11 protein-coding genes are annotated in these 11,954 nt (G+C 46.5%); 7 read left to right on the top strand and 4 right to left on the bottom strand.

What is annotated here, in order from left to right:
• Positions 1-145: 145 nt before the first annotated feature.
• On the top strand, positions 146-1,318 hold the full coding sequence (locus tag RBB45_RS15230; protein WP_022544361.1) for an FtsW/RodA/SpoVE family cell cycle protein: 1,173 nt from the start codon (positions 146-148) through the stop codon (positions 1,316-1,318).
• Positions 1,319-1,343: 25 nt separating this feature from the next.
• Here the strand turns inward: RBB45_RS15230 and RBB45_RS15225 are convergent, their stop codons facing one another.
• The 4 genes from RBB45_RS15225 to RBB45_RS15210 form a co-directional block, all read right to left on the bottom strand.
• Positions 1,344-2,408 (bottom strand): Ger(x)C family spore germination protein, encoded by a 1,065-nt coding sequence (locus tag RBB45_RS15225; RefSeq protein ID WP_224949731.1) that lies wholly within the window; start codon positions 2,406-2,408, stop codon positions 1,344-1,346.
• A complete protein-coding gene (locus RBB45_RS15220; protein WP_022544360.1) occupies positions 2,405-3,493 on the bottom strand; it encodes a GerAB/ArcD/ProY family transporter in 1,089 nt (362 codons plus the stop codon). The genes RBB45_RS15225 and RBB45_RS15220 overlap by 4 nt, the downstream gene beginning before the upstream one ends.
• Before the next feature lie 17 nt (positions 3,494-3,510).
• On the bottom strand, positions 3,511-4,992 hold the full coding sequence (locus RBB45_RS15215; protein ID WP_035402201.1) for a spore germination protein: 1,482 nt from the start codon (positions 4,990-4,992) through the stop codon (positions 3,511-3,513).
• A gap of 162 nt (positions 4,993-5,154) precedes the next feature.
• The gene (locus tag RBB45_RS15210) at positions 5,155-6,126 is read right to left on the bottom strand and encodes an ABC transporter substrate-binding protein (RefSeq protein ID WP_306009874.1); all 972 of its coding nucleotides are present in this window, start codon (positions 6,124-6,126) and stop codon (positions 5,155-5,157) included.
• A gap of 199 nt (positions 6,127-6,325) precedes the next feature.
• On the opposite strand from RBB45_RS15210, the gene RBB45_RS15205 reads away from it, so the two are divergent.
• The 6 genes from RBB45_RS15205 (at position 6,326) to RBB45_RS15180 (ending at position 11,527) form a co-directional block, all read left to right on the top strand.
• Positions 6,326-7,327 (top strand): FecCD family ABC transporter permease, encoded by a 1,002-nt coding sequence (locus tag RBB45_RS15205; protein WP_306009873.1) that lies wholly within the window; start codon positions 6,326-6,328, stop codon positions 7,325-7,327.
• Positions 7,327-8,382 carry a FecCD family ABC transporter permease gene (locus RBB45_RS15200; RefSeq protein ID WP_009793149.1) on the top strand — a complete coding sequence of 352 codons (1,056 nt, stop codon included), beginning with the start codon at positions 7,327-7,329 and terminating at the stop codon, positions 8,380-8,382. Before RBB45_RS15205 ends, RBB45_RS15200 begins: the two co-directional genes overlap by 1 nt.
• 51 nt (positions 8,383-8,433) lie before the next feature.
• Positions 8,434-9,261: an ABC transporter ATP-binding protein gene (locus RBB45_RS15195; protein ID WP_009793150.1), complete on the top strand. Its 828-nt coding sequence runs from the start codon at positions 8,434-8,436 to the stop codon at positions 9,259-9,261.
• Positions 9,254-9,988, top strand: coding sequence for an IucA/IucC family C-terminal-domain containing protein (locus RBB45_RS15190; protein ID WP_306009872.1), 735 nt, complete (start codon positions 9,254-9,256; stop codon positions 9,986-9,988). Before RBB45_RS15195 ends, RBB45_RS15190 begins: the two co-directional genes overlap by 8 nt.
• A 1-nt stretch (position 9,989) precedes the next feature.
• Positions 9,990-10,250, top strand: coding sequence for a YusU family protein (locus tag RBB45_RS15185; RefSeq protein WP_306009871.1), 261 nt, complete (start codon positions 9,990-9,992; stop codon positions 10,248-10,250).
• Positions 10,251-10,609: 359 nt separating this feature from the next.
• Positions 10,610-11,527 carry a proline dehydrogenase family protein gene (locus RBB45_RS15180; RefSeq protein WP_094768565.1) on the top strand — a complete coding sequence of 306 codons (918 nt, stop codon included), beginning with the start codon at positions 10,610-10,612 and terminating at the stop codon, positions 11,525-11,527.
• The last annotated feature ends 427 nt before the right edge of the window (positions 11,528-11,954 follow it).

The raw sequence follows: 11,954 nt of genomic DNA, 5'->3' as shown, positions 1-11,954 counted from the left end.
TTCTATTTGTCCAGCTCCGGCGGCTAGAGCCTCGAGTCATAAGCCACACAAGAATTAAAGGCAAAGAACGCCTTTTATTCTTGTGTGTCTTATGCTTGTCGGCTCTGAACAAGCCGCCTCCGCTTTTCTATAAAAGGAGACGATTATGACTTCTAAAAATAATTCTAGTTATCGTATAGATTTTGGGTTGATATTGATTTTGATGCTGCTGTGCCTGGTTAGCTGCATATCGATTTACAGCGCGCAGACTACGGGCCAGTATAAAGATAATTTCCTTCTGAAGCAGATTGTCTGGTGGGTGGTCGGGGCCGGCATTGTTGGAACGGTTATGACGCTTGATTCTGATCAGCTGAAGAAGATTTCCTGGTATGCCTATGGGCTGGGTATTGCGCTGCTTGGGTTTTTGATCGTGGCTCCTTCGGGGATTGCACCTGTCATAAATGGGGCAAAGAGCTGGTATACCTTCCCTGCGGTAGGGTCCCTTCAGCCTTCTGAGGTTGTTAAAGTTTTTATCATCCTCGCTCTGGCAAGGGTGATAACAGACCATCATCCGAAGTATCGGATCAAGACGATCCAAACCGATCTCTGGCTGCTGGTGAAAATCGGTGCAGTGACGTTCCTGCCGCTCATGCTTGTGATGCAGCAGCCTGACCTCGGCACAAGCCTTGTATTCATAGCAATCATGATTGGCATGATCTTCATCTCAGGAATCACATGGAAGCTTCTGCTCCCAATATTCGGCGGCGGAATCACCTTAATCGCAGGCATTTTCTACCTCGTGCTCTGGCACCCCGATCTGCTGGAAAAATATCTGGGCGTCAAACAGTACCAGTTCGGCCGCATCTATTCCTGGATCGATCCCTATAATTATCAGGGGACGACCGGATTCCAGCTGACACGCTCCCTGCTTGCCATCGGTTCTGGGGAAACAAGCGGAAAGGGCTATGGCACAAGGGAAGTCTATCTACCTGAAAGCCATACTGATTTTATTTTCAGCATTGTTGGGGAAGAGTTCGGGTTCATTGGAGCGAGTGTTTTAATCAGCCTGTTTTTCCTGCTGATTTACCATATTACGAAAGTTGGCATGGAAACTAAGAACGACTTTTACACCTATATTTGTGTCGGTGTCATCAGCATGATCACATTCCATGTATTCCAGAATATCGGCATGACAATCGGGCTCCTGCCGATCACTGGTATCCCGCTTCCATTTGTCAGCTATGGAGGAAGCTCGCTCATGGGCAGCATGCTTGCCATCAGCCTGATCTTCTCCATCCGCTACCATTATAAAAAGTATATGTTCTCCAATAGTGACTAAGGACAGGGAAGCCCCTGTCCTTTTTTCATTCTATTACCCCTGATTCAAGTATCTCTACATTGCTTGTAACCTTTACGCTCATGCGCTTGTATTCGTCTTCCCATTTCTTAAAATCAAAGCCCCTTGTTTTGCTTTTCACAAAAGCGCCAAATCCTACCGGATCAATGCCCTCTTTTTGAAAGCGGGTAATGAGCGCTTCCGTTTCCTTGTCTATAAGATTCTCGAAGTTCTTCTCCACACCCTTGATTTCTTTTATGGTCAGCTGTTCTCCGGAGTATTCCCGGATAATTCCTTTTATGCTTATTTCGACTTTAAATGCATAAGGCTCGCTTTTGATGATTTTAATTTTATGCTTGGATTTAATGCTCTTGATGGCTGCCTGATCGTTCCCGATATTTATCTTATAGGAACCCTCGCTGTACTTGTCTACCAGCAGTTTAAAAAAGAACATTTTCTCTGCATCAATTTCGTCTACCACTTTATCAAATTTAAATAAGGACATTCCTGAAATCTCTACTTTGTCCTTGCCCATATCTTTCAGCTTAGGCAAATAAGCTGTCTTGCCCTGCTGATAGAAAGATGCCAGGAAAATTTGGAGATTGCTTTTGGGGACATCGCGCTGTTCCATATTGTGCTTGAGCAAATTGGAGATATAAATGGCATTGCCCCTTGTCCCATACTCGCCTTTCATGATATCGCCTGCCTTATTATCTGCAACAGCGAGAAATACCCTGGCACCGATGCTTGCATCCCTCTGGAATGAGTCAAGGACATCAATGATACCCCTTTGGGTGAGTTCCTTGCCGAACACGCCTACCTCCAAGCTTCCAGTCACCAGAGGCTCGGACGACTGGCGCTGCATTTCCAGCAGCAGATCCCTGCTCAATGTGGAGGTGCTGGTAAACGTGACATTTTTTACAGGCTGGTCGGGCAGGTAGACAGGGATAAGGGCAGTGCCCTTCAATTTATCATCCTCCCAATCATAAGCAATCCCGCTCTCAATATTTAAATCATCAATAATTTCTTTTTCCAGGCACCCGGTCAGCAGTATACAGACCGCAAGGAGGGATAAATAACTGGATAATTTCATTTTTTCCTCACCTTCTTTGCAACGAGGCTGCCGGCAAACAACAAAGGAACATAGCCGTAATTAAAATAGAAGCCAAATTGGGAAGAGATATTATTGAGGAGATCAATCTGCTCCCTGGTCTCAAATATATTGGCAACAGCAAGGCAAATAAGGACGATGCCAATGACGTTCTTGCGCTGCTGGATGCCCGCGACCCGTTTGACGATCCTGCTTGCCCCCCAAATCGCCAGGCAGGCATTTGGGAGAATGATTAAATTCCAGTTGGCAATCCCGATATATTCAAACCGCTCAACAAAAGGCATTTCAACAATTTTCCACATCGTCAATGTTGCCCAGACAGTTTTCTGCAGCTGCTTTTCAGAAAAATAGCCGAAGGTAATGATTGTCAGGATGACATATAGTGAGGTTGTGGTGAAAATGGCAAGGTGTGCCCATTTTTTTGATTTGCCCGGATCCTTTAAAAATGGATAGACAAGCAATAAGATTTCATAGCCAAGATACGTCAGCGACATATCTCTTGCTGCAAGTGCAATATCCTTAATGGAATGGTCCAATACAGGAAAAAGATTGCGATAATCGCTGAATGGAATTGCAAAGGCGAAGGTAAGCATCAGATAGCTGGGAAGAATGGCGCCAAGAAAGGCGACGCCTGTGACTGTACGCAGGCCCCCGCTGACTACATATGCTGCCAGGGCCAAGAAGCCGAAAGAAAACCAGAAGGTGCTCAATTCCGGGAACAGCCAGACTTGGATGACTTCGATATATGTTCTTATAATTGTAGTAGTCAGCAGGATATAATAGGCAGAAAAAGCAAGGCTGACTATTTTTCCGATTTTCTTTCCAAAAACGTATGAGTTGATGGATATTAAATCTCCTCCTGCGTTTTCGGCTGTCTTATACATCATCCAGAGAATGATATGGATAGAGGCGCCGGCCGCAATGACTGACATCCATGCATCATAGCCGGCTGTTTTGGCAATGATCCGCTGATACCCAAGAACGCCGATGCCTATCTGTATGGATACTATAATATAAAATATCAGGAAGGGAGATATTTTCACATTTTCAGGCAAGGACTGCTTCATAGCCATAACCCTCCGTTTTACTCATCAATGTCTTTCTTTTGCTGAGCCTTCTTTTTTGAAAAACGCCTTGGCTGCTCTGGCCGGACATATACCGGCCTTTTTGACTGCTTTGAAAATGGCAGGCGGATGAGCGCATCCTTTAAATCAGGTACTCTGAGGGGATAGATCGGCTCAAGGAATGGCCGGCCCAGCGATGTCAGCCTGATCAGATGCGTCATAAGGATGCAGAAGCAAAATACAATCCCGAGGAGCCCCCATAACTCGGCCAGGAAAAGGAAGGGGAACCGCAAAAGGCGGATCGTGTTGCCCATCCGGTAGACTGGTGTAGTAAAAGACGCCAGGGCAGAGAGAGCTACGATGATGAGAAGGACGTTGCTCGTCAGGCCGGCTTCAACAGAAGCTGTCCCGATAACGATTCCTCCTACGATACCGATTGTCTGGCCTACCTTGGTAGGAAGCCGTGCACCGGCCTCACGCAGCAATTCTATAGTCAATTCAAGGAATAGTGCCTCCAGGATTGGCGGCAGCGGAATCTCTCTCCTGGAAGTGATCAGCGTGCTCATCAGATCCTTTGGTATCAGTTCATAATGATAAGACAGTGTAGCAACATATATGGGTGTGATTAAAATGGAAAAGGCAACCGCAAACAGGCGGACAAGCCTGAAAAAGGAAGATAAATACCAATTCAGATAATAATCTTCAAAAGAACTGAAATATTCCACAAGCGTCGTCGGGCATATCAGCACTTGCGGGGAGCCGTCCACCACAATGGCGATCTTTCCTTCTGCAAGGATGCCGGAAACCCGGTCCGGCCTTTCCGAATCCAGGATTTGCGGAAATATTGTATTCTGATTGTCGGCTATGATTTCGACAATATAAGAACTGTCCATGATATGGTCAATCTCAATATCCTTCAGGCGCTGCCGCACCGTGTTAACATTCTCATTGTCGGCAATTCCTTCGATATACAGGACGGCGACCTTCGTTTTAGACAGCTTTCCGATTGTATACTGCTCGATGATCAGTTCTTTAATGGACAGTCTTTTCCGGATCAGGTTCAAGTTCTGGTCAATAGCTTCTACAAAGGCCTCCTTCGGGCCGATGACACTGAACTCCACCTCAGGCTGGGTCAGGCTTCTGACAACTTCCTTCTGGGCTGCAACAAATGCAAAATGCTTTACTTCTGTTTCAATCGTCACCATTACATAGCCATTGAATAGCTTCTGTTCAATATCTGAAGGGTCCTCGGAGACACTTACATCTGGAATAGGAATAATCTTTTTGACATCCTCGATCCGGGTAAATTCCTCTCCCTGAAGATAAGGAAGGACCCCTTCTTGGAGGATGCTCTCATCCACAAGTGTAGACATAAAGGAAAAGCCGAATCTCAGTCCCGTTTTCTGGTTATAATAGAAAGTCTTTTTATAGTCCTCAGATTTAACAAGTGACTCTTCCCAGTCTTTATACTCGACATCCTTTTGGATGCGTGGCTTTTTCATCCAGCTTTTCTTTTTCACTCATATCACCGCATCTTTTTAGCGTTACCGATATTGTTGCCAAAGTTGGAATAGTTATGAACGAATGCAAATAAAAAAAGGATCCGTTTCCGGATCCTTTTGGCTGCTATATAGAAGAGGGGGCTTCTGTTAAGCAGAAATTCCTTATTTAATCATGAATTTTTCAATATCATCAAGCATGAGATTGGCTGCAAGGACACCGCCTGCTGTATTCCAGATGGTATCATCCACTTTGTATACATTTCCTGCCTTAGCAACTTCAAGATTTTTGAAGAGCGGGTCTTCAATCCATTCTTTTTCCACATCTGTTGCTTCGCCGTCCCCTTCTTCATAGGTGAAGTAGAAGAGAGCGTCTCCGTCCATGGCCGGAATTCGTTCTTTAGTGGCATTCTTCTCGGCAAAATCATCTACATCCTGGCTTTCAGGGCGGGCAAAACCGATCTGATCAAGAATGACACCCGAGAAAGAATCTTTATGATAGATGCGGACATCTCCGGCCATGAAGCGGACCATGGAGATTTCCTTGTTCACATCATCGCCGAGTTTTTCCTTTATATCAGCGATGCGCTGATCATAATCGGCAATGACCTGCTTGCCTTCTTCCTCTTTATTGATGGCTTTGGCGTAAAGCTCGAAGTTTTCCTTCCAATTGCCGCGCAATGTTTCCGCAAAAACGGTCGGGGCAATTGACTTCAGCTGATCGTAAATCTTTTCCTGGCGCATCTTGTTTCCGATGATCAAGTCCGGCTCAAGAGCTGCGATGGCTTCCACATTCACTTCACTCTCTAGTCCGACAACCTGGACATCTTTCATCTGGTCTGAAATATGGTCATACCAGGGATCACCAGTCCAGGACTGGACAGCCCCAACCGGAGTGACGCCCATAGCAAGAAGTGCCTCAGTTCCTTCGTTTGTCAGAATGACAATTTTTTTAGGTGTTTTTTCTAAAGTTTCAGTTCCCATTGCATGTTCTACTGTGTAGCTTGTATCTTCGCCGCTTCCGGATGATGAATCTTTGCTGTCTGCCGCTTCATCCTCGGCAGCGCCTCCGCAGGCAGCCAGCATCAGGATGGCTATAAGTGAAAACAGCCCAAGATAAATTTTGCTCAACTTCATATATGTATCCTCCTATATGTGATTAATTGATAATCATTTTCAATGACTTTCTTATCATAAAATGAAAGCGTTCAAACTGTCAACAGGTTAATGAAAATGATTCTCAAACTCATTGACAGAGTATGCCGATTCCCCTAGACTTATTAATAGAGAAAAACTGTTATTTGTTTATAAAAGAGTGCAGAAAGGTTTACGCAGGATGCTATTAAAAAAAACAGGACATAAATGGCTCGGGCTGTTTATTACAATACTGATACTTCTATTACTAATGTGTGCCAGCATAGTGTATGGCTATACAGATACTACCTGGAAAATGGCCTTCGAAGCTTTTTCGGCATTCGATGGATCTAATGAACATATTATCCTCCAATCAGTCCGCCTTCCGCGGGCGCTGATTGGTGCTGCTACAGGAGCAAGCCTGGCGATTGCCGGGGCGCTCATGCAGACGGTGACAAAGAATCCGCTCGCATCGCCGAGCGTATTTGGAGTAAATGCAGGCGCCGGCTTTGCAGTTGTGCTCGCCGTATCTGTGTTCTCCGTTTCCAGCCTCCAGGCGTACACCTGGATCTCTTTTGCAGGCGCAGCCGCAGCCGCTGCAGCTGTGTATGGAATCGGTTCTGTCGGGCGTGAGGGGCTCACCCCTATGAAGCTGACGCTGGCAGGCGCTGCAATGAGCGCCATGTTTTCAGCTTTCACACAAGGTTTGCTTGTGGTCAACGAAGCGGCGCTGGAACAGGTGCTCTTTTGGCTTGCGGGTTCAGTGTCAGGAAGGAAGCTGGAGTCTCTCACAGCTGTACTGCCTTACTTTGCTGCAGGCTGGATTGGATCCCTGCTCCTTGCGAAAAAGCTGAATGTCATATCAATGGGCGAAGATGTTGCCAAAGGGCTGGGCCTTCGCACAGGCTGGACGAAGCTATTCGCCGGTGCCGCGATCATCCTTTTGGCTGGCGGAGCTGTTGCTGTAGCGGGCCCGATTGTTTTTGTCGGCATTGTGATCCCTCACCTGGCAAGAGCAGTGGTGGGGATCGACCATAGATGGGTGATCCCATTTTCCGCCGTTATGGGGGGAATCCTCCTTGTTGCGGCAGATATTTCTGCCAGATATATCATCATGCCGCAGGAAGTCCCTGTCGGTGTCATGACCGCCATCATCGGTACCCCGTTCTTTGTTTATATCGCCAGAAGGGGGTTTGGCAGCTGATGTCCAAGTATATGAATTTCAGGATATTCAAAGGCAGGATTTCCTTCCTGGCTGACCGTAAATCACTTTTTACCATAATCATTCTCGCTGCCGCTGCTTTCCTTGTCTTTCTTTTCAGCACAGGCACGGGGGAGATGAAAATAAATCCGCTCAAAGTGCTGCAGGTCCTTTTTGGCGGAGGGACGAATATGGAGCAGCTGGTCATCAAGAACTTCCGCCTGCCAAGAATTATTGTTGCCCTTATGGTGGGAATAGGGCTTGCTGTTGCCGGGGGCATTCTTCAGGGGATGATCAGGAACCCGCTTGCTTCACCTGACATCATCGGGATCACCGGAGGCGCATCTGTCGCCGTTGTGGCTTTCCTGGCGATATTCAGTGATGATAATAATGCCTTGACCGTAAGTATAGAATGGATGCCTGTTGCCGCTTTCGCAGGCGCTGCAGCCATTGCTTTCCTTGTCTATCTTCTGGCATGGAAAAATGGATCATCACCAATCAGGCTTGTGCTGATCGGAATAGGGATATCCACCCTCACCCAGGCGCTTACTAATCTGATGATGATCCTTGGCCCCATCCACCAGGCTTCACAGGCCAATATATGGATCACGGGTACTGTCCACGGATCGAATTGGGATAATGTTAAAATTATTGTCCCATGGATCATCCTATTATCGGCACTGGCTATGATATTTGCCCGCAACCTGAACATCCAGGAGCTTGGGGATGATGTGGCCACCGGGATCGGCGGAGCAGTGCAGCGCCACAGATTCATCATGCTGATGCTCAGCACAGGCCTGATCGGCGGATCTGTTGCATTCGCCGGAGGGATTGGATTTGTCGGGCTCATGGCTCCCCATATCGCAAGGAGGCTCGTCGGATCATCATTCGGTGCCCTGCTGCCGACTGCCGGCCTGATTGGCGGCATACTTGTAATGGCAGCCGATCTGATAGGCAGGACACTGTTCTCGCCCCTTGAAATTCCGGCAGGTGTGTTTACTGCCAGCATCGGGGCGCCGTATTTTATTTACTTATTATTTAAAACTCGAAATGGATAGCATATAAGAATATCAGCCATTGGATGAAAAGATAAAAAAGGAGAGAGCGCTATGACTGCCGGGCAGGCTATTTCAACAAAAGAGCTGACACTTTCATATGGGGACACCATTATCATAAATGAACTGGAGCTGGAAATCCCAAAGGGGGAAATCACAGTATTCATCGGAGGGAACGGCTGCGGGAAATCAACCCTGCTGCGTTCGATTGCAAGGCTTTTGAAGCCGAAATCAGGTTCAGTCCTGCTTGAAGGAAAAGCCATCTCCAAGCTGTCCACAAAGGATGTAGCAAGAAGGATGGCCATACTGCCGCAATCGCCATCTGCACCAGAAGGGCTGACTGTCCTGCAGCTTGTGAAACAGGGGAGATATCCGCATCAGACATGGCTGAAGCAATGGACCGAAGATGATGAAGCAAAGGTGAATGATGCGCTTGCTGCAACCGGGATCGAGCACCTGAAGGACCGGACAGTCGATTCCCTGTCCGGCGGCCAGAGGCAGAGGGCATGGATTGCCATGACACTTGCGCAGGATACCGATATCATCCTTCTGGATGAGCCCACGACTTACCTGGATATGACCCATCAGATTGAAATCCTTGACCTTCTGTTTGAACTAAACGAAAGGGAGAACAGGACAATCCTGATGGTGCTGCATGACTTAAATCTTGCCTGCCGCTATGCCCATAATATAGTAGCAATCAAGGATAAAGAGATTTTTGCCCAGGGCAAGCCCGAGTTCGTCATCAATTGCAGCCTTGTCCGCAATGTGTTCGGAATGGAATGCGAAGTGACGATGGATCCGCTTTTCGGTACGCCATTGTGCATCCCGTACGGAAAAGGCAGATGCATTCTGAAGAAGCCTGAGGCTGCCAGTGTCTGAACCGGCCCAGGCTTTACACAGGCTTGAAGATTTCCGTCTTGTCCGGGAGGAAAACGATGACCCTCTCTCTGTTAACACAGGGCATCTTCTGCAGCCAGGGGAAATGGAAATATATCTGAACAGGCTTGCGAAAGAGCTTGATGCACCCCTCCCAGCCGCAGGTTCACTTTTTATGAAAAGATACAGCTTTCTGGCAGTAATCTATTTATATAGCTTCACAGCCGGAAATTGCAGGCTTGATGTATCATTTTCCAATATCACTGTGGTATCAGGCTATAAAAATGGAATGTGGCTCCCAGGCTTTTATTTGAAGGATACAAGTTCCGTTCAAACAGAGTCTGAACCCCGTGAAGAGCGGAGGGAAGAATGTTTTGAAGCTTTATTTTCAGAACATATGCAAATTCTGCTGGAAAGAGTATCTAAAGCCGCTGGAGTCTCCAGATACATTTTGTGGGAAAACATAGCCGTTTACATCTATTGGCTCTACGAATCAGTCCTCGCTGGTGAACATGATGAGGTGAAAGCAAGAGGTGCGGATGATTTTGCCTGTCTCCTGGGATTGCCCGGAAAACTATTCGGCATAAAGGACAATCCTTTAAAAAAGTACCATTCGCCTGAGAAGGAAGCAAAGATGAGGAAGACATGCTGCCTTTCAAATCTCATAGATGATTCAATGCGGTGCACCACCTGCCCAAAGTCATGGGGGCTGAGTGAAAGGGGAGTTTAATATGGATCCAAAATTCAAAGAAGAAATAGAAGGCCTTTATAGTAAATATACAGAACTTCTTGTTGGCGAAGCTAATGAGGAAATGACTGAAAAGGTGAAGGTATGGATTCTTTATAATCATATCGCGAAGTCCATGCCAGCACTTGCCCGCCATTGGAATGGATCCTGCCCGGAGTCGAAGGATTCGGTCAAGAAGCTGATCATGGAAATCAAGGAGCTTAATGAATCAAAGCGTAAAGAAGAGAATAACAGAAGCGACTAATGAAGGATCTTCCAGGGCGGAAGGTCCTTTTATTATGCAGCTTTGCTATACAAGAAAAAGCTGGAAGAGCAGAATGAAAGGCAGGGAGCAGCATTTATTAGAGGCCGGAATAAGCGAGATTACAGTAGGTAGAAGAGTTTGGCCATCAGCCGACAAATCTCGCTAAATTTCTCGGAAAATTATATTCAAATAAAGAGAAAGATGATAGAATTATGGTTATCAAAGGCACATTTCAGAAAATTGACCATATACAAAATTGAATGTGATCCATGAATCATGATCCTTTGCCACTGCCCGGATTTCGCTGAAAGACAGGGCTTAATTATCCAAAATGTATGCGTTTTCAAGGGGGAGCCATTATGGAACAAGTAATGAGGGACTTTTTTCTCTTTTTATCCAAAAATAAATCGCTGACAAAGCTTGCGAAGAAGTACGGCCTTCGTTTTGGGGCCAGCCGCTTCGTTGCGGGGGAAATGATCAGCCAGGCAGTCAACGTAATTAAAGATCTTAACAGCAAGGGTCTTGTGGTGACCATTGATTATTTGGGCGAATTCGTGGACAATGAGGCAGAAGCAAGGGAAATGGCGGATAACTCAATTTTGGCAATCGAAGCAATCGGCCGTGAAGGAATCAATTCACAGCTGTCGCTCAAAATGACGAGCATGGGCCTTGATATTTCCGATGATGTGGTAATGGGGAATATGAGGCGCATCCTGGAGGCAGCCAAGAAAAACGGCGTGTTTGTCACGATCGATATGGAAGACTATTCACGCTGCCAGAAGACACTTGATATCTTCAAGCAGCTTAAATCGGAATACGATAATATCGGGACAGTCATCCAGGCCTATTTGTACAGGACAGAGGGCGACATGGACGACCTAAACCAATATTCGCCCAATCTGAGGCTTGTAAAGGGTGCTTATAAAGAATCCCCGGAGGTTGCATTCCCGGAAAAGAAAGACGTGGATGAAAACTTCAAGAAAATCATCAAAATGCATCTCCTGAACGGCAACTACACAGCCGTTGCCACCCATGATGATGCGATTATCGACTATACAAAGCAGCTGGTCAGGGAACATAACATCCCGAACAGCCAATTTGAATTCCAAATGCTCTACGGCATCCGCAATGAGCGGCAGCTGGAGCTGGCCAATGAAGGCTATAAAATGAGGGTATACGTCCCTTATGGAACAGACTGGTACGGCTATTTCATGCGCAGGCTCGCAGAACGCCCGGCCAATGTGGCATTCGTGTTGAAGGGTATGGTTAAGAAATAGGTATGTAAGGCCCAGCGGGGATCTGCTGGGCTTTTTTGATGTTTTGATGTGGAGCTGCCTGGTGGTGTGGACGGGGGAGTCGCAAATAAAATGGAGAAGTCGCAAATAAAAATTGTGAGTCGCAAATATAATCAGAAAGTCGCAAATAAAAGCTGAAACACGCAAATAAATCGGAAATCTCGCAAATAAAGGAGGCCGGATGCGTCGGTTGGCTACCCTTGTGCAAGGAGAGAGTCCCTAAAAACGGGCAGGCGTTTAGTGATAGTGGCGGAAAGCGGCCAGTTGCTAATAAAGGCTGAAAGTTGCTAATAAAATCCAGAAGTTGCTAATAAAACAGAAAAGTTGCTAATAAATCACCAAACTTGCTAATAAATCCCAAAAGTTGCTAATATCCTCAAATACAACCCACCAAAACCCCCGCCAACCC

The organism is Bacillus sp. MMSF_3328 (assembly GCF_030733525.1).
GTDB classification, from domain to species: domain Bacteria; phylum Bacillota; class Bacilli; order Bacillales; family Cytobacillaceae; genus Bacillus_AB; species Bacillus_AB infantis.
This window is presented reverse-complemented; position numbering and strand designations above follow the sequence as displayed.